Genomic DNA, 21,875 nt, shown 5'->3' with positions numbered 1-21,875 from the left:
TGCAGTCTTCAACACACGAAGTAATCGCTCACAGGCGTGCCCTAAAACGTCTTACTCTTCGGTTTGATTGTCAGCGCCCGCGGCGTCCATGTGATCTGCAGGCGCGCACTTCCGTTATCTTGTCCGCCCACTGTCATGGATGGGATCAGGAATCTCTCGTACTGACCAAAGACGTCAGCGGTCCAATCCTTGCGGAAAGCCCAGGATGCCTTTACAAATCCATCTGAGACCGTCCCGCCTCCAAGAAGAAAGTTCTCGCTGATCTTGCTTTGTCGGTAGCCCACCTCCAGACGCGTCCGCGGTGACACCCAGTATCCGAGACGCCCCTCGAAGGCTCTGGCATCCCGCCCCGTAGCGTTTCCGAGCAGGAACCCCTTGTTCGTATTTCCGTTGCGGTACTGATTATTTATGAAGAAGCGCGTGCCTCCCTCATCCCGCGCCAGTTCCTCAGAACTCGTCATCTCGAAGCGGAAGTCCATGTGCGGCTGCCATGGCAGCCGCGCAAGATACATGCCAGGGTTCCAGGCGACGCGACGCGGAGCATCGATGGGATTCACCTCATCGTCTGCATAGGCATCCGCATAGATCGTCAGCAGGTCACGAAGTCCCGGAACATGAAGCCGGAAATCGAAGTCGCTCTTCCGGTCGCCGGGATCAGTACGATCTCCGTACGCACCCGTGCCCGTCGAGTTGCTACTGAAGAGGTTATGGTAGACCGCGCCGATCGTCATCGGATGGCCTTGCCCAAGAAAGATCGACCAGCGCGTGAAGCTTACCTCCACGTGTTGTCCGAAGATCAACTCGACCTTGCCACCGTTGAAGTATGGCCGGTTCGGGTAATGCTGTCCGGAGAGCTTTCCCGCCACGAAGTCAAAGCGATAGCTGCCTAGGGATGGAAAGAATGGAATGCTGTGCGGTCGGGCCGACACGAACTGCAAATTGTATGTGGGCTCCGCATTGCTGGAGAACGCGAACGGTCCCATGGTCGTAGGGCCCCAGTAGATCTCCTGCTTGCCGAAGCTGAGTTCGTTGCCAGCAAACGCGATCCCCGCATAAAGGTCCAGTGGTCGCTGCCTGACATACGCGGGCTGCGCCGGGGCGACCACCGAGAATCCCGGCGGAGTAGATCCGAAGGGCGTGTTATCCAGCTGGCTTATGAAATTGGACTGTTGCTGCGTTACAGCCGGTAATCCAGGATCCGTCTGCAGTTCCTGCCGGTCGTAGACGAAAAAACGTCCTGAGGACCAGCGCACCGCGTATCCCGCAATCAGGCTGCCACCACGACCAAGCGGTCTGCCAAAGTCGTTCCACCACGTCTGGCCGAAGTGGAACCCGTCCATCAATGCAGGGCCAACAATCGATCCGAAGCGTGCGTACGCTGACTCAAGCACTACCTGAGCGCTGTCATCGGGTTCTACCAGATAGTTTTCCAGGTCGGGCAATAAGCGCTCGGCCTCAGTGCGAATTCCTGGCCGCGTGGTCTCGTCAAGGCTCCCAAAGCCATGCAGCTGATCTTCGACCTCACGCACTTGGCGCCGGCACTCCTGCCGTGTCCACGGCCGAATGGACAGACCCTGCGATGGGATAAGACCGAGCGCGGCCAGACGCTCGAGCGTCGGGTAGACCCAGCTGTCCATCGGGACATAAGACGATCCGCTCCGATCGGAATCAACCGATGCCTTCTCGTTATCCCGAGAGGCACTTGGAGAAGCGGTCTGTGTCCCGGAGGCCGATTGCGCCTTGGAAACCGCCGTCTGCCGCGGTGGTGAATCCACCCAGGGCGCGCCTATAGGTTCGTGCCCCAGGCTCACCTCAGGCGCGTCCGGGAACGTACCATCCTGGGCATAGAGGCGTAGCCCTCCCAGCACCGCAGACAGCAATACGACCGAGGCCGCGAATCGCTTACTTGAGCGCACTGATAGCCGCCGCGGTCAGGCCGAGCGAGGAGAAAATCTGACTGTAATCAAGAATCATGCGCAGACCGCTCGGTTTGATCGGCTTCTCTGGAATCACGATGGCGTCCCCGGGGTAAATCTTCGCCGAATCGAAACGGTTCGAGAACGTTCCCTGCGCCAGGGCTCGGCTGTAGACCGAACCGTCGGCCCGGATGATGAACGCGTGCTTCGAATCGGCGATTCGGTTCGGCTTTCCAGCGAGATCAACATAATCCACGAGTTTGCGATCAGGATTGTAGAGGAAAATGTTCTGTCCGTAGACGGAACCGAGCACACTAACGGTGAGGGGCCGCGGAGGTATGCGGAAGACATCGCCATTCTCCAGCGGGATCGCAGGTATCGAGTCCACCGAGGCACTCTCTGGTTTGAATTCGAGTACGATCCGTCCCGTCGCCCTCTGCTTCCGCAACTGGTCGATCAGTTGCTGCTCCTGTTGAACGTTGGACCCCGTAGCCGCAGAGCCGCTGGTCTCGTTCACCGACAGCTCGATTGCACTCCGCGTGATCTCCTTGGAGACCTGAGCGATGTACTCATTTAGCCGCTGCTGCTGAGCGATCCGAGCAGACTCACGGATAAAGCTGCTTCCATAGAGGTATGCATTCGATGAAATTCCCCCGGCGCGCCTTACTAGGTCCGCGAGGGTCTCCCCGGGCTTGACGCTATAGACACCGGCACTCCCAAATTCGCCTTCTAGCCGCACAAATTTAGTCTGCTCGGCGACGGAAACAGGGATATCGGCCTGAGAAAGAATCGTGACGATGTCGCCGGGCTGCAGTTCGAGATTCTGGGTAGGATCATGGTCCATCACGAGTTTCCCCAGATTGAATGGGATCAGAACACTCTTCAATGTTTCCGGATTCAAACGCTCGATCACGGCATACGACCAGTCAATCTCAGGTACTGGGATTTGCACTCGATGAAAGTTCTTCAACAGCGGAGTATTGGGATCCTGTGGACTGATCGTCTGATCCTGGGGGTTGTCGTCATTGGCCAATCCGGCTCCTGCCAGTTGCGCACTTTGAGTCGCGAGGGACCTTGCAGTTGCTCCCATGCGTCTCTGTTCAGCGCTTTCGTCCAGAAGAGCTTGCGAGCCTGAAGTCGACTGCTGCGGCACCGGCTCCACAGACTGAGGGCGTGTGCTGGGAAAATTCGCCGTCGTCTGTGTACCGGAGACTGCACCCGGTGCACTGACACCAGGCGAAGACAACCCATTGCGTTGGTCCGCCAATGGCTCAAATAGAGGCGACGGGGCGCCGAGCGAGTTTCGCTGCTTCCAATAATCGCTGGTTAGTAATGACATCCGGTCCGGAATGATGTCGGTCAGTCTCATGCCCGGCTTCCAGGCAAATCGTCCCGGGTTCATTAGATTCCCACGGACCGTCACCGTGTTCTGAAACCCGAGCGACGCGCTGTTTACCAAGAGAATGTCCCCGTCCTCAAGAGGCATTGCCTTCGTTGCATCGTCCAGAGAGAGAACGGCTTCGGTACGTTGTTGGCTTTTGCCAATGCGTTCCAGTGTCAAATGCCCCCTGTCTGCGACGGAAAGCAATCCTCCGGCGTAGGACAGCAAATCGCCCGCCGTTGTCGTACCACGAAGCTCATAGATCGCAGGATGCAACACCTTTCCTGCAAGCGCCACCTGCGGGCCGTGTGGCGGGATCGCGATGACATCCCCTTGCTCAAGACGAACGTCTTTGCTCTTGTCGCCATGCAGGATGAAATCGTAAAGATCAAGCTCCGTTACGATGCGGCCACCGCGCAACAGCTGAACCTGCCGCAAGGAGCCACGGATATTCGGACCACCGGAAGCAAATAGAGCGCTTAGAAGCGAGCTGAAGGCTCCTACGGTATAGGAGCCGGGCTGCCGGGCCTCCCCCACAACGTAGACTTGGATCGGTCGCAGCTGACCAAGGTTCACTGAGATCGAGAAGTTCCGGAAGATGCGCCCAATTTCGGTTTCCAGATGCTTCTGCAATTGGTCATAGCGCAGGCCTGCAACCTGCACAGCTCCGACCTGCGGTAGGTAAATGGTGCCCGCGCGATCCACTGTGAGGGCGGTATTGAGATTCTGAGCTCCGGACATCCGAAGAAGGATCTCGTCGCCCGGGCCAATAACGTATTCGTTGCTGGCGGGAATTCGATCTACGGGTGCAAACGTTGAGGGTGGGCGAAGGAAAAGATCACTCCCGTACACTCGCAGCAAATCTCCGGTATTGACCTGTGTGAGCCGCTGAAAATCGCTATACTCCCGTTCCTGCAGCTGCACCCGACCGTCGGAGGCGCCGCGCCGCGCCGAATCCGCACTGTTCTGCCTGATTCCTGCTCTATCTGTATACACAGGCACCCGCCCGTTGGTGACTCCCTTACCTGCGCCTGCGTTGCACTGTTCTTGCTCTGTGCTCGGATAGGCAGCGCAAGATGAAACTCCCATTTGGTCCCCGTCCAGAGCATCCCCCAGGGCTGTCTTGGACGTCTGGGAAGGATCCGTATCTCCCCAGCCGGTCTGCGGGTCGATCTGAGGATTGACAACCTGCCCCTGAACCGCAAGCGCCATCACGCTTGCGGCACTGAGCACACCTATCGACACGATTCGGCCTGCGGAAAGGCGCCGTGAATGCCGTCCAGTTCCAGTTGATCGATCTTCGTTGAGAAGTCGTACGTGGCAGTGAGGTTGCATCAAGTGGCTCATTGTTCTCGGTGACTCTAAACTCGGGTTCTCATAACAGACGCGGGGGCGGAGAGTTACACCCTAAACATTCCTTCTGCCCGCCCCTAAACGCAAGCCCTCGTTCCAGTGCCGGACTCGTGCTGGATCTCCGATTCCCAGCAGGGCTGTAGTTCGATAGACGCTCAGGTAGATGAAACTCAACATCGCCGCCGCAAACGGAGTGCAGTGCTTTCGAATATAGAGCGCATGGTTCCGCACCGCATAATATCGCTGAAACGCGGAGCCTTTTCCTGCCAGGCTGCTGACCTTATGCCACATCTTCGCTGATGGAATGAGAAATGTTCTTAGGCCAGCCCGAAATGTCCTGAGAGCAAAATCCGTGTCTTCCCAGTAGGTGAAGTAGACCTCGTCCAACAGACCGACACGAACAAATACCTCACGCTTCACCAGAATCGCAGATCCCGGAGCAAACTCAATCGGACGGTCCGAGGAGAACTGACGGCAGTCCACTTCGTCCTGCCCCAGATGAACGGGGCGGTTTCCGAGTAGCCTCTGGAGCTTCCCCCCGGCTGCCCAGATCACATTGGGATCATCGAAGTAATAAGTGAGGGGTGCCACCAGATCGGCTCCGGTGCGCCGCAATCCCGATAACAGCTCCGTCAGGAAATCCTCCCGAAACAGCACATCGTTGTTCAACAGGAGAACATACTCGCAGCCCCCCTCAATGGCCTGCCGGATCCCTTGATTCGTAGCCCATGCAAACCCTGTATTCGAGTCGTTTCGGGTGACTACAAAACGTTCCCCTTCCGCGCGGCACATCTCAGCGCAATCATCAGAGGAGGCGTTATCTACGGCGTACACCATCCAGTTGGTATACGTTTGATTCCGCAGCGACTCGAGAAAATCCGGAAGAACCCGTCCACTCTCGAAGAGCACGGTCGCTATACCCACCTTGCCGCGCCCAAAATTCTCGAGGAGTTCCACGCTTTGCAATTTACACCTGTGGTCGCGTCTGAAACATCGCGTCTTAACCGGTTTCCGAAATCAGGAATCCGCTAGTGATCAACCCTGACCGAGATGAGAACCGATCCTGCCTTACGACCCGCATTTCTTCCATGTCGGCCCCGGGCACCCCGATCGCGAAATGAAACCGGCAAATATCGCCGGCGCATCCAAAAAGATTCAACCGTTATGAACCCACGTCGACTCAGTGTAAATCCTCTCTCAAGGGAGTCAACCCTGCCGTTTACATCGCGACGAAAGTGTCTCAAGCGCGATTGAGCGCAGGCGCACCGGTGATAACCTCGAATGTGGCAACCTTTTCTGAACGAAGAATCTTGAGAAGCACACCTTCCCATGCCGGCTTCATCACTCATCCCCGTTGCCTTCCTCCGGATCGCGGCGGGAATGCCGCTCTAGATATCGGAGCCAATCTCGACAGTATGACACTTGCGCCGAACTCGAAAGAACCGAAGATTACCCTCAATTGCAGCCGCATTACTCTTCAAGGGGGTCTCCGCACGTTCTCTGAAGAAGTCATATCGGCGCTGGTTCTCCTCGGTTACGCGGTGAAGGTTGTCCTACCCACAGGTATGGAAGCACCCCGCGGAGCTGAAGTCTTTCGCACTCCCACGTCACTCGCAGGAGCTTCCAACATCTCATGGCTCCGCCCGCTGCGCTGGCTCGCATACAGCCGCTTTCGATTTCCGATAGCGTCGACGCAGCGCGTGTTTTGCACTACGCACCATGTACTGCCAGGCCGAGGTGCGCAGATCGTGACGGTACACGATCTCAGGCCGTATTTTTACCCTGATAACCCGATGCAGGGCTTCTACTTCCAGAAGGTGCTGCCGAAGGCGTTGAGGCGCTGTGACGGAATCATCACCGTCTCCGAGACCAGCCGCAACCTCATTGCGGAAGTCTACGGCATCTCCGTTGACCGGATCGCCGTAGTGCCAAATGTGATCTCCGCGCCAGAAGAACCACTGGAGAACCCCGGATTTGGCGCACAAACCGACCCAAAATCCCCATACCTCCTGGCCGTCGGGGCCTCCTGGCCACACAAGAACATCGAATCGCTTCTGCATCAGCACAAGCATTGGTCGCGACGATACCGACTAAAGATTGTTGCTGGTGCGGGTCAATATCGAGATCATCTAGCCACCCAAGCGCACAGCCTCGGGATTGCATCCCAGGTCCAATTCTTGGAGAACGTGTCAGCAGAAGATTTGCGCCATCTCTATGCGAATTGCACAGCCCTCGTCGCACCGTCCATCATGGAGGGCTTCGGCATTCCCCCCTTGGAAGCCATGGCGCATGCAAGACCGGTCATCGTTTCCGACATCCCGGTCTTTCGTGAACTCTACGGAGAACACGCCCTGTATATCGCTCCAACGAAGAGCAGCTCATGGCAGACGGCGTTCGACGCGCTGCCGAACATTACCCAAGATGTGCTCGAAAGGGCACGAAACCATGCTTGCTCATTCAGCCGTCAACGTATGGCGTGCGCATTGGATGAAGCGTTGAGACGCTTCTGGAATCTTCCCTGAAACCCGGTCTCCACTCCTGTTGCTTTTCCTCCATCGCAACCTGCGATGGAGTCGCCTGTCAAGGTAAGGTCTTAGAATGCGTCAGAAACTCCCGAAGCCTCGCGAAGTGGCAGCGAAAGCCGCTTTCGGGATACTTGTGCTCGGCGGTCGCCAGGTTCTGGTTCATGGCCTCAACCTGCTCGGCAACATCATGCTAGCGCGGCTACTTTCGCCCACGGACTTTGGCGTTTATGCCGTGGTGATCTTCCTCATTGCGTTCCTCGGGACATTTGGAGGAACTGGACTTGCGAGCAATCTGATCCGTTCTGTGGCCCCCCCCACAGAGGAAGAGTATTCAGCCGTCTTCTTCGCGCAGCAGGTCGTACTCTGCGTTATCACCTGCATTCTTGTTGTCCTGTCGCCACAGCTTACGAGAATCTATCATCTGCAAAGCTCTTATGTTTGGCTATTCTGGTTGGCGGCAGTGTCCCTGTTCGTTACCTCGTTCGGTGTCATTCCGCAGATCAAGCTGGAGCGGGAGCTCGCATTCTCCAAACTTGCCGTCGCAGAGGTCTGGCAGGCGGTCATCTTCAACCTTGCCGCTGTCGGTTTGGCCTGGAAAGGTCTCGGAGGTTTGTCCTTCGCCGTCGCACTGATCGCACGCGCACTCACCGGAGTCATTGCGATCTACATAATCGAGCCCTGGAAGCCCCGCTGGCATTGGAACGTCGCCATGGTGCGGAAGCATCTCTCGTTTGGTATCTACTACCAGTTTTCTCAGATCCTCTCTCTGATCAAAGACGCAATCGCCCCACTGCTGCTGGGCCTGCTACTAGGTGCTGCCAGCGTAGGCTATACCAGTTGGGCCAGTATGCTAGCGAGTTATCCAGTGTTGTCGCTGATGATCCTGCAGCGCGTCTATATGCCAGTGTTCGCCCGTCTGCTGCATCAACCCGCCGCGTTGGCTCGCTTCGTGGAAAAGGTGGTCCTAGCAACGAACGCAGTGGCCGCGCCTATTGCTGTCTTCACACTCGCGCTAATCTATCCCATCACGGGCATCGTATACGGAGAAAAATGGTACACTGCGATACCGCTCTATGTGCTCTTCTGGATGACGAATCTGTTCTCGCCCACCGCGACCCCATTGCTGGGATTACTGAATGCTCTCGGATTTTCCCGTATCGCCTTTGGATTTACCGTGCTCTGGGTGGCGCTGACCTGGGCAATTGGCGTTCCGCTCGTCTTTCGAATGGGGGCCGCGGGGCTCGCATGGGCAAACGTCTGCGTACAGCTATCGAATCTCGCACTGTTCTGGATCGCAAAGCGCAAGCTGGACCTCACGCTCCTGCCCGGTGCCGCCCCAGGATGGATTCTCGCTGCGATCATTGGCCTCATCCTCTGGCAGGCCACACGGATGTATCCTATCCACTCCATTCAAGCACTCGCAGCCTCCTTCTTGGTGGCATTCACCGCGTACGGCTTCGGTATGCTGTATTGGCACGGCGCAGATATTCGCCAAGTCTTGGCGGTCGTGCGAACCCGAGCAAATGCCTAATCCGCCTTCAATGCTGAGCAAAGCTCCCCAAAAACCCAGGATCTCTGGCGTCATCGTCGCCCGCAATGAAGCCGACAAGGTCGAATACGCGTTGGAATCTGTGCGTCCGCTCGTCGACGAAATCATCTTCTATGACATGGACAGCAGCGACGGCACAAGCCGCATCGCGGAACGATTTGGTGCTGTCGTGATCCATGTAGAGCCCGCTGTCGGACAGGAACCCATACGACCCGAGGCAGTTGCACGGGCATCTGGAGACTGGGTCCTCATGTTCGACGCGGATGAGGTTATCTCACCCAAGCTAGGCTCGACGCTTCTGCGAATTGCCCTCCAGGACGAAGCAGACGTCGTTGAGCTTCCAAGGTTCAACTATCTATTTGGTAAGCCGATGCACGGCGCCCTAATGGGCGCAAACGATGATCGGCAGATCCGCTTCTTCAAGAAGGGAGCGGTGGAGGTTTCGCCACTCCTACACCTGCAACCCGTAGTAATTTCCGGAAGCCGCCTCAAGAGGCTTTCCTACCCGCAGGATGGTGCCATACTGCACTTTAATTACGTCGACATCTCTAATTACCTGATGAAGTTCGGCAGGTATACCGAGATGGAAGCGCATAAGCCAGACGCCCGAGCCAACTACACCCTGGCCAAGACGATACTCAGGATGGGATGGGAGTTCTTCAATCGCTACCTTCGAAAGAAGGGATACCGCGACGGTTGGCGTGGTCTATATGTCTCTCTTGCGATGGGCTTCTACCGGTTAACCATCTGGGCGCGCGTGCAGGAGCTATACGAGGTGGGAACGAGAGAACAGATCCAGAAGCTCTATAACGACGAGGCCGCCAGGGCCGTCACAGACTCAACTAGAGAGGCCACGCGGCCATGACCGATGTAGACTTTGTGATCAATGTCTTCGAGCGCACCTACCGTGAAGTGCTCAGGTCTGGGTGCATCCGCGAGCGAACCACACAGCACCGGTTCGCGTTCCGACGGATCGTTGTCCTCATCAACAACGTCGATGACCGCGACGCGGCGTTGGCCATGGCAGAGCAGCTAAGGGCAGGCGGAGAGATCACGGACATTCACTTCGTGGCAGATCGGCTGGAGGATGCTCTTCAGGCTGCTGGCCTTACTCGCGCCGACATCGCGCAAACCCTGCACTACACCGACTGTTCGCTGGTCGCTGTTTTCCTTCAAGGGAGTCCCTACCTGCTGTACTGCGACACCGATGTCTGGCTCACCGAGCCTCAGGATTGGATCACACCCTCGCTCGCTCTCATGCAGCAAGATGCTCGAGTCGCAGTAACCAATCCTGAGTGGATACCCTCAACCTTGCAGCGTGAACTGCGGGAACGGTCGGACGATTTCGCGCTCGGCTATGGGTTCTCCGACCAGCTTTACTTGCTGCGCCGTGAGGAGTTTGCGCTGCCGATCTATCGCTGCAGCACACCAATCAGTTGGCGCTATCCTCTCTCCTACCAGAGCCCCGTCTTCGAGCAACGCGTGGACGCCTATATGCGCGTTCATCACCGCCTTCGTGGAACTTACATGGGTGTCCAATATCGACATGAAGGAGCCGAAGGAGCTTGCTATCGCCGCATGACGACAGCTGAAAGATTGAAGAAGCGAGCACAGACAGCCGCCATGTGGGTTGCAAACTTGTTCCCCGGACAGGACCCCCGCTTTCACATCTAGAAGGTACCCGCCGGGGCGAACCTTGAGCTGTCGTCCGAGGGGAGATCACGCGCAGGCTGGAGCTTTCCGTTGCTCTCTGATTCTTACGACGCTCCATCGTGGCGCTCTTGGTATCCTGACTTCAGCGCATTGCGCCACCGCATAGCGCTAACAGGAAATTGTGAAAACCCCTTCGCCCATCGATCTTTCGCTCACTAGCCGATCTATGGCCTGGATTTGCTTCTGGCTCGGAATGCTGGCTATGATAGATGGGCTTCTACCCCAGATACAGATGACGCTGCTCGGAGGTCATCTGGTTCTTCCGACGGTTCTGGTCAAGGTGGCGCTGGCCGCTAGCCTATTCATTTCGACGCTGTGGCAATGGTCAAAGATCCGGCTAACTCCGTTCCTATTCCTCTGGCTTGTAGCAGCATTCTATCTCGCAGCGGATGTTCCGTTTCTCTTCTACCACGAGAATGTCTCTCCACTCGATGTCTTGATTGGTTACAACGCCTACTACGCACTCTTCTTGATGGCCCCTTTGGCAATCTTTTTGGCCGGCGAACTCTCGGAAGCCTCGGCCTATCGTGTCCTTGGTGCCATCTTCTGGGTGTGCTTCCTGATGGGTGCCATCCAATACCTGACGCACAGGCCAATTCTGCACACGGAAAGCACAGACGGCAGCTTCCAGGTGCTCGCATGGGAAGCAGTGGATGGAAGCGTTCGGGTCTTTTCCTTTTTTACGTCGGCACTCGGCTATGGCACCTTCTGCTGCCTCGTCGCTGCACTTGCGGCGGCCCGTCTACTCAATGGCAACCGGTCGGGGAATTATCTCGCGATGCTTCTTGGGTCCATTCTTGCCTGTTACACCACGCTGACGCGAAACTGCTACACACAGATCCTCTTCAGTCTTGTCGTCGTCTTCTGCCTATCACGACCCTCGCTGCGACGGTGGATCCGATATACCCCGTTTATATTCCTCATCCTTGCGATGATCATCGCGGTGGCCGGCGTCACCTCGAGCGATTCCGACTCGGCACTCACCTCGAACCTGTCGACCCTCATGCGGCTCGCAGAATGGAAGTACTATACTGATACATATCGCGCAGCGACACACGTCCAGCAACTGTTCGGCATGGGCATCATCCAGAACACGAACGCTTCCAACGACGTCCTGTTTCCGATCGACAGTGAATTCCTCGCCGTCCTCATGCAGGTCGGGCTCGTGGGAGTCATCCTGATCTTTTGGTTGCAGTGGAAGATTTGGATCTGGGTCTACGAACGCGCATGCACCTCCGGCTCGCCGTTCGCCATTGCGATCGCGGCATTCTGGAGCACGTTCCTCGCCGTCTACTTCTACAACACGTCCATCTCCGCGTTCAGTCTGGTGTTCCTCCTCGCCATGCTAGTACGCGCCACTACAGGTGAAGAAGCTATCTCTGGTCTAGTTCCCTATCCTGAGCTCTCTCCGCAGCCGCTGTAGCTTCGCAGCGGTCGTTTCATCGTGCTCGATCATTCGAAATCCGTGCGAGACGACCGTCCATGCACTGGCAAAAAAGAAAGCAATCAACATCGCTGCAAGCACAATGAGTGACCGGAACGGTCCCGATCTCTTTTCCGCCGGCACCGCCATATCGACGATCTGGATCATGGGTGCGGTCTTCGCTTCATCGAGCTTGGCAGCTTCAAATTGCCTGACGAGTGCCTCATACACAGCCTCATGCAGCTTCACTTGGCGATACGTGCGTGTGTACTCGAGCGTGACGTTGGGTAACTTCGATGTGGGAACCTCGATATCCCCAGGCTCCATCTTCCTTTGACTGTCTTCGGCCTGGCGTAATTGCTCCAGGAGCGAGTCCACTTGCTGCTTCGCCCGGATATAGTCGGGATTACTCTCCGAAGCGAAGGCACGGATTGATTGAAGCGCGGCTAGCCGGCCTGTAAGCTGGGCGCGGATCGTCGCAATGTTGCGGGATATCATATCCGCCTGTCCCGCAGGTTGCATCATTCCAGTCTTCTGCTGCACATCACGAAGGGCCGTCTCTGCCTCAGCTAGTTTCTCCTGCTCTTCGTCAAGCTGCTGCTCGTAAAACATTCTCCGCTGCGACGAGTCGGTGAGCGCGAGCTTGGTGTTCAGGTCGTGTAACTGCTCAACATACGCATTTGCCAACTGGCTCGAGAACACCGCGTCATGCGTTGTCACAGTGACTCGAATCAGGTTGTCCTTGCCCACCTCGATTATGGTGTGCGAAGCCAACGACTTCAGTGCGTCTTCTATAGTCTTCGACTTAAATACCCTCCGGAGGTCAAATCGGTCAACGAGATAACTCGTGACTGTTCTCGACTCCAGCAGTCCGACGTAGATATCGTTTGGATTTTTTAGACTCAGACCACCCGACGCAAGGCCTCCCATACCGCTCAGCGAAGACAAAGCCCCCATCTGGCCAGAGAGCAGCATGCTCATCGACGCGTCCTGGTGTGGCGGAAGAATGACCGCCGTCGAGGAATAGCTATTTCTCAACAACAGCACCATAATTGTAGCGACAGCCCCTGCACCCAGAATCCAAGCTCCGATCATTCGTTTTCGTAGCGCTATCGCCAGCAGCAAGTCCAGTAGATCCATGCTGAAGCGCTCGTCTCTCACTGGTGCCATTCCCATTCCATCCAACCTTATTGAAGTAATCATCATGCTGCCCTTAACACAATCCGAATAGACCCTGTCCTAGTGATCTCTCCACTTGGAGCTTCCTTCGACGATAGTCGGCCCAAGCTCCCTTATGGATGGTAGCGGATCGTCTCTCGGAAAGGCTGGATTGGCCCCGACCGGGAAGATTCGCCTGTTCGCTGCTTGGCACAGTTCAGTCCAATCCTGCACGCCCGCGTCGCACGCAACGGCCCCGACTGTAGCTGGCTCGAACCCAGGAAGAGTTGATGCGGCAGAAGAACTGACTACCTCGATCAACCCAAGAGCAGCTCGACCGGGGCTGATCTCCGCCTCCGCGGCTCGGGCGTCGTCAAGTCTTCACACGAGCGCTAGGCAACGCATGCCGACAATGAGCTTGGAATGATGCCTCGTGCAGGGACGGAGATCCCCTTCATCGAAGGCAGACCGCTTCCCGGATGCGATGATGCGGCTCACTCCGCAAATGGGACCACCCAATCTAACGATTCGCGCGTTTGAAACGATTGATATCCGGTATTCGGGAGGACACACACTTTGAGCGACGACCGCACCCCTGGGTGTCGGCCCTGTCGCGAATTACTATCGCAATCGATGGCGACACGCCGGTTCCGCCCCAGCATCATCGACACGTCTTCGGGGTTGACGTCAACCGCAGTCTTCAGGACTTTCATGAATCCTCGTGCTCAATTGCTCAGGATTGCGGCTAGTACGCCCCCTTGCCCTTTAGCACAGCCGGAACAGTCCGGAAGAAGATCTTCGTGTCTAGCCACGGACTCCACTCGCTGCAATACGCCACATCCAGCTGCACCCGGTGCTCATAGCTGACATCGTTACGGCCGGATACCTGCCAGAGGCCTGTCACCCCCGGAACCGTCAGTTTGTAAAAGTACGCGCGGGCGCCGTAGCGCTGCAACTCGGCCACAACAACAGGCCGCGGGCCCACAAGTGACATCTCCCCGCGCAGTACATTGATGAGCTGTGGAAGTTCGTCCAGGCTAAGCTTCCGAAGATAACGCCCGACAGAGGTGACGCGCGGATCGTGGATGTGTTTCTGATCCTGGCGCCGCCGCAACTGAATCACTTCGCATTCCGTATACCGAAGAACGTCGCGCAGGTGCTCCTTGGTGTACATGGAACGAAACTTGAAAATAGTGAACAGCTTTCCAGCCCTGCCTACTCGCTGCTCGCGATAGAACACGGGTCCTGGAGAGCTCAACCGAACGGCAAGCGCCAGTGCCAAAAGGACGGGTAAGAGTGCCGGCATCAGCACCACGCAGCAAGTCACATCGACCGCTCTCTTGAGGAACTCGTACCCGAATGATGAGGTCCTCGCCTTTGCGGACCGCACCAGATTCAGCGAAAGTACCTGGCCCGGATCAACAAAACCATCGGCCCTTTGATTCGCGCCAAAAGCCGGCTCAATCTTTGCCTGGGCAAATCTTGCCTCTACAAGCCCACGAAGCACACGTTCCTCCCGGAAGTGAAAGACTGTGGAAGACGAGTTTGATCCTAGACGACTCGAGACAACCGATGTTCGTACGTCTCGATTTATCAAACGCGGTGTTTGGTTAAATCTACCACGGCCCTCCCAGTAGCAAAGACCGTTGAAACCGAAAACCCCGCGACGGCGCACAAGTTGCCCTCACGAAAAGCGTTCACACATCTCATAGCAAACAAAAGGTAGAAACGGGAACCGCATGCGGCGCGAAATCTCCAAACGGCTCCACTGGCCACTGAGCACGATGGACAAGGTCTCTATACCTGTCTGTCCACGATCCAGGCGATAAGCGACCCTGGCTTGACCACGAATCCCCTTGCACGGTTTGCCTAGCGGGATAGGACTGTTTGCTGACCGCCAATGTCGGATCTCGACGGCGGAGAGGCTCTAAAAGACACCGAGTTTTGGTGTCTATAGACCGGAGATAAAATATTGGTGGAGCTGAGCGGGATCGAACCGCTGACCTCCTCGTTGCGAACGAGGCGCTCTCCCAGCTGAGCTACAGCCCCACGAGAGCGCAGTCCGGGCCCGCCAAACTGGCGCGCAGCCTTCCTGCTTCGAGACTCAGTCTACCAGAGATCTACCAGCCCTCCAATTGCGCCTCAGGAAACTACGGCCACGCCGGCCGCTGCGGCCCGCGCTGCAACGAAGGTGACCCGTAGGCGTCCAATCCCTGGCGATGCGAATCGGACTCGAGCGCACAGCGCGGAACTTTCCGGCTGCATCCCACGTTCTGGATACACGGAGGATCTTGTATGACCCCGCAGGAGCAACAGCTCATCGATGGCCTCATCAGCCGCATCCGTTCCACTCCGGCCACGGACAAGGATGTTGACGCCGACAAGTATCTTCACCAGAACCTCGACAGCGTTCCCGATGCGCTATACGTTCTCTCGCAGACTGTCCTGGTGCAGCAATACGGCCTGCAGAACGCCCAGCAGCAACTCCAGGCAGCACAGCAGCAGGTGGACGATCTGCAGACGCAGCTCGACCAGGCCCGCGCGCAGGCCCAGCAGCCCCAGAAATCCGGCAGCTTCCTCGGCCATCTCTTCGGCACGGACGCCCCGCAGCAGCAGGCGTCGCCGCAGGGCTATCAGCCGGTGAACGCGGGCTACCCTGCCCCGCCTCCTCCACCCTATGGCCAGCCCGGCTACGGTCAGCAGGGCTATGGCCAGTCAGGTTACGTCCAGGCCGTTCCAGTCCAGCCGATGGGCTATGGCCTGGGTGCCAGTATGGGCGGCGGAGGCTTCCTGCGTGGCGCGCTGCAGACTGCTGCCGGCGTCGCAGCTGGCGAACTGGTCTTTCAGGGCATGGAGGACATGTTCCGCGGCTTCGGCCATGAAGGCGGAGGCTACGGCGAGCACCCCGAGGTCATCAACAACAACTACTACGACAATGATCGGCCCGAGTCCCACGAGCACCGCGAAGCCGGCAGTGACGACTCCAGCTTCTACAACGCCGCGAACGATGCAAGCCGGCAGGATCTATCGCCCGACATCGAGGACCGCCGTGGCTTCGCGTCCAATGACGCAACCGGCGACAACACCGATACCGGCGACGCACAGGGCTTCGACGACACCAGCTCGAACGATGACTCTGGCTTCGACGACTCATCGAGCGACGATAGTGGAGGCTACGACGACTCCTCCAACTAGCTTCTGAATTCAGGATTCCCAACAGCAAAGGCGCGACGAAAGTCGCGCCTTTGCTTCCTAACCAGTCCCTACCCTCTGCCTCACTTCTTTATCGGCGGTTTCAGCCCCAGCTCTCCCATCACGCGCTGCAGATCCTTCCACGCCTCCCCCTTCATGCGCGGATCGCGCAGCAGGAATGCGGGATGGTACGTGACAGCCACCTTTGCTCCCCGCGAGGAGAACCACTTCCCCCTCAGCGAGCTCAACGACTGCCGCACGCCCAGCAGGTATGTCGCGGCCGTCGACCCCAGCGCTACGATTACCTGCGGCTTCACGACATCGATCTGCCGCAGCAGGAATTGCGAGCACGTCGTGGCCTCCACATACTCCGGTGTCCGGTTCGCCGGCGGCCGGCACTTCACGATGTTCGCGATGTACACCAGCTCGCGGCCGATCCCCATCGCCGTGATCATGTTGTTCAGCAACTGGCCGGCCTTGCCCACAAACGGCAGTCCCTGCGCATCCTCATCGGCGCCTGGGCCTTCGCCCACGAACATCAGCGTCGCATTAGGGTCGCCATCGGCGAAGACAATTTTGTGCCGCCCGCCATAGGCCAGCGGACAGCGCGTGCAATCGCCAATGTCGGCCTGGATCGCAGCCAGAGCGGCGACTCGGTGTGCAGGAGGAATGCTCTCCGCAAGCGGCGGAGCGAGCTCATCAAAAGACTTCGGCTTGGGCATAGGTGCGGCGAGGCCTTCCGTCGGATCCGGAAAGGCTGAAGGTGTGGAGGCCGCAGCCACAGGTGGCTGCGATGGGCTGGAGGGAGTCGGCGCGTTGGCCGCGTTGGATCGTGCGAACGGAGAAGGCGCGGAGGGTGCGGAACGAGGCGCAGCCGGGGCTTGAGGCACGCTTGCCACTGCAGACCGCTGCATTCCAGCTGCAGGAACTGTGGCCCGCCCAGCGGTCAACGTTGCCGCAGGCACAAGCACCTGACGCATCGCGTCACTCAACGCGATCGACGGCTCGGCACGGCGATAAAGATCGTACAGCCCAAGCTCGCGCAGGTACTCGACGTACGCACGCAGCTGCTGCGCGGGTGTGACTCCCATAACGATCTCTATCTTAAGGCCCAGCCGCCGGGGAACAGCTACAGAACGCCTGTGGAGATCGGCTTCGTCGCGTTCACGGTGTAGGTCACCTTCCCGACGCGGATCTCATCCTGCGCCACGCGGCAGGCCTTCATCGACTTCGAGACACCAAGAGAAGGCGCACCGGACTGAAGCTGACGGGCACGGCGAGCTGCGCCCTTGACAAGCGAATACTTGTTAAAGAGAGAAGAACTCTCGGGCATTTCGGGACCTCCGGGGATTGCTGTCCATAGTAACGCTGAACGCGAACAGAGTCCTTTTGGGAATTTCGAGAATCAGCGCAGATTCAGGACATCAACCCCGTCGCCCACCGACACACCAAAGCTCGCCAGTGCAGCTCCCAATCGTGCCGACCCGGCATCTGTCTGGCAAGCCTCGGCAAGGTGAGCATCCTCCTCCGAGCCCTCGCCGCGAGCCGTCAGCACGATCGCACGCATTTCACTCGCAGCCTGGTCCAGGACGTCATTCACCAGCGCATACCGGTAGCGCTCGATCTGGCTCAGCTCCGTGCGTGCTTGATTGAGCCGCCGCTCGATGACCTCTTCCTGCGTCACTCCCTCAGCCTGGCTGCGATTCCGCAGCCGCAGCTCCAGCACCTGCGGACTTGGAGGCAGGATGAAGATCGATACCGCCTCCGGCATCTTCTCCATCACCTGCAGGGCACCCTGCACGTCGATGTCCAGCAGCAGATCGTGCCCCTGCTGCTCCGCATGCGTCAACGCGGAGCGGGCAGTGCCGTAGTAATCCTTGCCGAAGACCTGCGCCCACTCGAACAGCTCGTCGTTCGCAATCATCTCCTCGAAACGCTCTCGAGAGACGAAGTGGTATTCCCGCCCGTCTTCCTCACTGCCGCGCGGCGCGCGCGTCGTGTACGAAACCGAGAACTCCAGCCCGGAGACAAGTCGCCGCACCTCGCTCACGAGGGTCGACTTGCCGCTCCCGCTGGGAGCCGAAATGATGAAGAGAAGGCCAGCCATCTTGCTTGAACATAGTGTAGCGGAGCCTAGCGCTGGCTGAGCTCGCCAGCAGCCACCCGCTGATTGAACTCCGTCGAGCCGCCGCGAGGAACGCTCAGCGACCGCCAGTTCTCCCCGGAAAAATGCTTTGCGAGCAAAACGATCTGCCCCACATGATGCGGATAGTGGGCCAGCTGCCGGTTGATCGCCTGCATCACAGAATGCGCCTCGCCGCGAATCGTCACCGTCCGGCCGAGGTCCGCTTCCGTCAGCGACTCCAGCGTCCCCAGCACGCAGGCCCATCCCCGCTCCCACATCGCCAGCAACTCCTCGCGAGTCGCCGGAGGAGCTTCGAACTCACCGTCGCGATTCCGCGTGGCCTTCTCGCCATCGGTCGTGAGAAAGTCCGAAAACCGGGAGCACATATTCCCGGCCATATGCTTCATGATGACCGCGATGGAGTTCGTCTCAGGATCGAGAACAACGTAAAGGTACTGGTCCGCCGTCTGCGCCAGCGCGCCGTCAGCCAGCCGCTTGTAGTAGCGCATCAGCTCGATGGAATCCTCGAGATAAGACTGCGTGAACTTCAATGCCATCTGTGCCGCTCCTCTCTACGCGATTCCCTCGACACCCGCCCCGGCAGCAAGCTCCGGAGCAGCGACCTCGTCGGCCTCCGCACCAAACTGCAGGCGATAGAGCCTCGCATACGTCCCGTTGGCCGCCAGCAGTTCTTCGTGCGATCCAAGCTCGGTGATCATTCCCTGTTCCAGCACCGCAATGCGGTCAGCCCGGCGGACCGTCGACAGCCGATGCGCAATCACCAGCGTCGTCCGCCCCTGCATCAGGTTTGCGAGCGCCGCCTGCACCGCCGCTTCGCTCTCCGTATCCAGCGCCGAGGTCGCTTCATCCAGGATCAAGATCGGAGCATCCTTCAACAACGCTCGCGCAATCGCCAGCCGCTGCCGCTCGCCGCCCGATAGCCGCGTGCCCCGCTCCCCGATCACCGAGTCATACCCATCAGGCAATCGGTCGATGAACACATCCGCCAGTGCAGCCTTCGCCGCCGCCTTCACCGCGTCCATCGATACCTGCGGCTGCCCATACGCAATGTTGTTGCGCACCGTGTCATTGAACAGCACGGTCTCCTGCGTCACCTTGCCGATCTGCGCACGCAGCGAGGCCAGCGTGAGTTCCCGCACATCCAGTCCATCCACCAGGATCTCGCCACCCGTCACGTCGTAGAAGCGAGGTAGCAAATTCACCAGCGTCGACTTGCCCGCACCGCTCGGCCCCACCAACGCAATCACCTCTCCACGCCTGACGGTCAGGTTGATACCATGCAGCACCTCGCGCGTCTCGCCCTGGCGGTCGTAGCCAAAGTGCACGCCGCGGAATTCCACAGCCTTCTCGAAGCCCTTGATCACCACCGCGCCCTTGCGCTCCCGCACCTCATCCTGCTCATCGATGAACCGAAAGATCTCGTCGCTCGCTCCAACGGCCTGCTGAAAGCTGTTGTAGTAGCTCGGCATGCGGCGAACCGGATCGTAGAGCATGATCACAGCCCCGAGGAACGTGATGAAGGTCCCTTCCGACGCGCCCTTCAGCACGACCGTGCGCCCCAGCCACAGCAGCAGCGCCAGCAGCACTGCTCCCAGCGCATCCATTAGCGGCGAGCTGATCGCCTGCACCGAGACCGAGCGCATGTTCGCGCGCAGCAGCTTGTCGGCCGCGCGGCGGAAGCGCTTCATCTCCCACGCCTCCATGCCGAAGGCTTTCACGATACCGTTGCCGGTAATCGTCTCCTGCACAATGTTCTGAATCTCGGCGAGCTTGTCCTGCCCACTGCGCGTCGTCTTGCGCACACTCTTGCCCACCTTGCGCGACGACACGATGATGATCGGCACGAACAACAGCAGCACTACAGCCAGCCAACCGCCCGTAACAATCACCACACCGATCAGCACCAGCATCGTGAAGAACTGCTGGAAGAAGTCGATGAGCACCGTGGCCATCGCCGTCTGCACCCGCTCCACATCGTTGATGAGCGTCGAGATCAGCGTGCCCGATGAGTGCTGCTGAAAAAACGCCGACGAGCGTTTCAGGATCGACTCATAGAGCGCATTGCGCAGGTCCGTAATCATCCCGAAGCCCGACTTGTTCGCCAGCAATGTGCCCAGGTAGTCGGCCACAGACTTGAAGATCGCCGATCCCACCAGCGCCACCGCCACCACCGTCCATGCGTTATGGAAGTGATGCGGAATGAGGAACTGCAGGTTGAGCACGATGTCCGTGTGCGGGACGGGAAACACCAGCACCTTGTCCGGCGAGGCCTTCGCGCTCAGCACGTTGTCGATGATCGGCTTGATGAGCATCACGCGGAGCGCCTGCATCACCGCGAAGACCACCATCAGCAGCAGCGCGCCCACGGTGTACAGCGCATACGGACGCATGTAGCCCAACAGGCGAAGAATGCGCTTCATGCTCGGCTACCTGTCGATTTCATTCGTGCACGATCCATCAACTGTCAGTGTACGTCGTGTCGAGCCCATACCGTCCCTACCGTGGCATGTCCCGATGCTCCGCCTTCGCTCGGTAGCCGGCCTCGGCCAGCCGCTTGCGCAGCTCCTCCGCAATCATCACCGACCGGTGCTGCCCGCCAGTGCAGCCAACCGCTACCGTGAGGTAGCTCTTCCCTTCCTGGATGTAATGCGGCAGCAGGAATGTCAGCATGTCCGTCGCCTTGTCCAGGAACTCCTTCGTCTGCGGAAAGTCCATCACATACTTCGCGACACGCTTGTCCTTGCCCGTAAGGTTGCGGAACTTGGGAATGAAATGCGGGTTCGGCAGGAAGCGCACATCGAAGACCAGGTCCGCATGCGAAGGCACCCCGTTCTTGAAGCCAAAGCTCATCACCGACAGGGAAAGTCCGTGCCCGTCGGTATGGCCGCGCTCGAACTGCGCGTTGATGTGCGCCCGCAGCTCATGCACGTTGAACTTGGTGGTATCGAGGATGATGTCTGCGACATTACGCACCGGTTCCAACCGCTTGCGCTCCGCCCGGATCGAGTCCACCACGGTCTCCTCGCGCCGCAGCGGGTGCGGTCTCCGCGTCTCCGAGAAGCGCCGGATCAGTGCATCGTCGCTGGCCTCGAGATACACCACGCGCGTCGGCAGCGTCTTGCGCACCTGCTTCAGGATCGAAGGAAACCGGTCCAGCCGGCTGCCCTCGCGCACATCCACCACGAGCAGAGCATGAGTAATCTCCGCCGAGCTCAGCACCAGCTCCGCAAAGCTCGAGATGAGCTCCATCGGAAGGTTGTCGACCGAGTAGTACCCCAGGTCCTCGAACGCCTTCGCCGCCGACATCTTGCCCGAGCCCGATAGCCCTGTGAGGATCACCAGATCGCGCGACTCTCCGTCCGGGACGTTCGCCAGTTCCCGCCCGCTCACCGTCGTCGAACTCTTCTTCTTGACCTTGCGTGTCTTTTTCGACCGTGTCTCTTCCGACTTAACTGACTTCGCTGGGGACCGCCGCGCCATGCGTGCATCCTAGCACTGGCCAACGCGAATCGCCTGCGT

The 21,875-nt window shown here is 58.5% G+C and carries 17 protein-coding genes and 1 tRNA gene; 6 read left to right on the top strand and 12 right to left on the bottom strand.

Annotation, left to right across the window (positions count from 1 at the left end):
• Window positions 1-41 precede the first annotated feature (41 nt).
• The 3 genes from AC5E6W_RS20660 to AC5E6W_RS20650 all read right to left on the bottom strand — a co-directional run bounded on the left by AC5E6W_RS20660 (window position 42) and on the right by AC5E6W_RS20650 (window position 5,607).
• Window positions 42-1,880 (bottom strand): capsule assembly Wzi family protein, encoded by a 1,839-nt coding sequence (locus AC5E6W_RS20660; protein WP_491754232.1) that lies wholly within the window; start codon window positions 1,878-1,880, stop codon window positions 42-44.
• Between the two features lie 22 nt (window positions 1,881-1,902).
• On the bottom strand, window positions 1,903-4,530 hold the full coding sequence (locus AC5E6W_RS20655) for an SLBB domain-containing protein (protein ID WP_491754231.1): 2,628 nt from the start codon (window positions 4,528-4,530) through the stop codon (window positions 1,903-1,905).
• Between the two features lie 174 nt (window positions 4,531-4,704).
• Window positions 4,705-5,607 (bottom strand): glycosyltransferase family 2 protein, encoded by a 903-nt coding sequence (locus tag AC5E6W_RS20650; protein WP_491754230.1) that lies wholly within the window; start codon window positions 5,605-5,607, stop codon window positions 4,705-4,707.
• Between the two features lie 326 nt (window positions 5,608-5,933).
• Here AC5E6W_RS20650 and AC5E6W_RS20645 point away from each other — a divergent pair, with 326 nt between their 5' ends.
• The 5 genes from AC5E6W_RS20645 (at window position 5,934) to AC5E6W_RS20625 (ending at window position 11,860) form a co-directional block, all read left to right on the top strand.
• On the top strand, window positions 5,934-7,172 hold the full coding sequence (locus AC5E6W_RS20645) for a glycosyltransferase family 4 protein (protein ID WP_491754229.1): 1,239 nt from the start codon (window positions 5,934-5,936) through the stop codon (window positions 7,170-7,172).
• 76 nt (window positions 7,173-7,248) lie between these two features.
• Complete coding sequence (locus tag AC5E6W_RS20640) at window positions 7,249-8,706, top strand: oligosaccharide flippase family protein (protein ID WP_491754228.1); 1,458 nt, start codon at window positions 7,249-7,251, stop codon at window positions 8,704-8,706.
• 10 nt (window positions 8,707-8,716) lie between these two features.
• Window positions 8,717-9,589, top strand: coding sequence for a glycosyltransferase family 2 protein (locus AC5E6W_RS20635; RefSeq protein ID WP_491754227.1), 873 nt, complete (start codon window positions 8,717-8,719; stop codon window positions 9,587-9,589).
• Window positions 9,586-10,398: a hypothetical protein gene (locus AC5E6W_RS20630; protein ID WP_491754226.1), complete on the top strand. Its 813-nt coding sequence runs from the start codon at window positions 9,586-9,588 to the stop codon at window positions 10,396-10,398. Before AC5E6W_RS20635 ends, AC5E6W_RS20630 begins: the two co-directional genes overlap by 4 nt.
• Window positions 10,399-10,669: 271 nt before the next feature.
• Window positions 10,670-11,860, top strand: coding sequence for a hypothetical protein (locus AC5E6W_RS20625; protein ID WP_491754225.1), 1,191 nt, complete (start codon window positions 10,670-10,672; stop codon window positions 11,858-11,860).
• On the opposite strand, the gene AC5E6W_RS20620 is transcribed toward AC5E6W_RS20625, so the two are convergent.
• The 3 genes from AC5E6W_RS20620 to AC5E6W_RS20610 form a co-directional block, all read right to left on the bottom strand.
• On the bottom strand, window positions 11,822-13,000 hold the full coding sequence (locus tag AC5E6W_RS20620; RefSeq protein ID WP_491754224.1) for a GumC family protein: 1,179 nt from the start codon (window positions 12,998-13,000) through the stop codon (window positions 11,822-11,824). The two genes, AC5E6W_RS20625 and AC5E6W_RS20620, sit on opposite strands and share 39 nt — an antisense overlap.
• A 763-nt stretch (window positions 13,001-13,763) precedes the next feature.
• A complete protein-coding gene (locus AC5E6W_RS20615; RefSeq protein ID WP_491754223.1) occupies window positions 13,764-14,525 on the bottom strand; it encodes a sugar transferase in 762 nt (253 codons plus the stop codon).
• Between the two features lie 466 nt (window positions 14,526-14,991).
• A tRNA-Ala gene (locus AC5E6W_RS20610) sits at window positions 14,992-15,067 on the bottom strand.
• A gap of 246 nt (window positions 15,068-15,313) precedes the next feature.
• On the opposite strand from AC5E6W_RS20610, the gene AC5E6W_RS20605 reads away from it, so the two are divergent.
• Window positions 15,314-16,213 (top strand): DUF2076 domain-containing protein, encoded by a 900-nt coding sequence (locus AC5E6W_RS20605; protein ID WP_491754222.1) that lies wholly within the window; start codon window positions 15,314-15,316, stop codon window positions 16,211-16,213.
• 80 nt (window positions 16,214-16,293) lie between these two features.
• Here AC5E6W_RS20605 and AC5E6W_RS20600 read toward each other — a convergent pair whose 3' ends face one another.
• The 6 genes from AC5E6W_RS20600 to rapZ form a co-directional block, all read right to left on the bottom strand.
• The gene (locus AC5E6W_RS20600) at window positions 16,294-17,301 is read right to left on the bottom strand and encodes a uracil-DNA glycosylase (RefSeq protein ID WP_491754221.1); all 1,008 of its coding nucleotides are present in this window, start codon (window positions 17,299-17,301) and stop codon (window positions 16,294-16,296) included.
• A gap of 38 nt (window positions 17,302-17,339) precedes the next feature.
• Window positions 17,340-17,543, bottom strand: coding sequence for a DNA-directed RNA polymerase subunit omega (gene rpoZ / locus AC5E6W_RS20595; protein ID WP_491754220.1), 204 nt, complete (start codon window positions 17,541-17,543; stop codon window positions 17,340-17,342).
• A gap of 72 nt (window positions 17,544-17,615) precedes the next feature.
• Window positions 17,616-18,317 (bottom strand): guanylate kinase, encoded by a 702-nt coding sequence (gene gmk / locus AC5E6W_RS20590; protein ID WP_491754219.1) that lies wholly within the window; start codon window positions 18,315-18,317, stop codon window positions 17,616-17,618.
• Between the two features lie 26 nt (window positions 18,318-18,343).
• Window positions 18,344-18,892 (bottom strand): DUF1572 domain-containing protein, encoded by a 549-nt coding sequence (locus tag AC5E6W_RS20585; protein ID WP_491754218.1) that lies wholly within the window; start codon window positions 18,890-18,892, stop codon window positions 18,344-18,346.
• Between the two features lie 15 nt (window positions 18,893-18,907).
• The gene (locus tag AC5E6W_RS20580) at window positions 18,908-20,776 is read right to left on the bottom strand and encodes an ABC transporter ATP-binding protein (RefSeq protein ID WP_491754217.1); all 1,869 of its coding nucleotides are present in this window, start codon (window positions 20,774-20,776) and stop codon (window positions 18,908-18,910) included.
• Window positions 20,777-20,852: 76 nt separating this feature from the next.
• Window positions 20,853-21,836: an RNase adapter RapZ gene (gene rapZ, locus AC5E6W_RS20575; RefSeq protein ID WP_491754216.1), complete on the bottom strand. Its 984-nt coding sequence runs from the start codon at window positions 21,834-21,836 to the stop codon at window positions 20,853-20,855.
• Window positions 21,837-21,875: the final 39 nt, after the last annotated feature.

Source organism: Bryocella sp. (assembly GCF_058498515.1).
This window is presented reverse-complemented; position numbering and strand designations above follow the sequence as displayed.

Coding starts and splice junctions, on each gene's coding strand:
- AC5E6W_RS20640 (WP_491754228.1), top strand. CDS start 7,249: ATGCGTCAGAAACTCCCGAAGCCTCGCGAAGTGGCAGCGAAAGCCGCT.
- AC5E6W_RS20635 (WP_491754227.1), top strand. CDS start 8,717: ATGCTGAGCAAAGCTCCCCAAAAACCCAGGATCTCTGGCGTCATCGTC.
- AC5E6W_RS20630 (WP_491754226.1), top strand. CDS start 9,586: ATGACCGATGTAGACTTTGTGATCAATGTCTTCGAGCGCACCTACCGT.
- AC5E6W_RS20625 (WP_491754225.1), top strand. CDS start 10,670: ATGACGCTGCTCGGAGGTCATCTGGTTCTTCCGACGGTTCTGGTCAAG.
- AC5E6W_RS20620 (WP_491754224.1), bottom strand. CDS start 13,000: ATGGATCTACTGGACTTGCTGCTGGCGATAGCGCTACGAAAACGAATG.
- AC5E6W_RS20605 (WP_491754222.1), top strand. CDS start 15,314: ATGACCCCGCAGGAGCAACAGCTCATCGATGGCCTCATCAGCCGCATC.
- AC5E6W_RS20600 (WP_491754221.1), bottom strand. CDS start 17,301: ATGGGAGTCACACCCGCGCAGCAGCTGCGTGCGTACGTCGAGTACCTG.
- rpoZ (WP_491754220.1), bottom strand. CDS start 17,543: ATGCCCGAGAGTTCTTCTCTCTTTAACAAGTATTCGCTTGTCAAGGGC.
- gmk (WP_491754219.1), bottom strand. CDS start 18,317: ATGGCTGGCCTTCTCTTCATCATTTCGGCTCCCAGCGGGAGCGGCAAG.
- AC5E6W_RS20585 (WP_491754218.1), bottom strand. CDS start 18,892: ATGGCATTGAAGTTCACGCAGTCTTATCTCGAGGATTCCATCGAGCTG.
- AC5E6W_RS20580 (WP_491754217.1), bottom strand. CDS start 20,776: ATGAAGCGCATTCTTCGCCTGTTGGGCTACATGCGTCCGTATGCGCTG.
- rapZ (WP_491754216.1), bottom strand. CDS start 21,836: ATGGCGCGGCGGTCCCCAGCGAAGTCAGTTAAGTCGGAAGAGACACGG.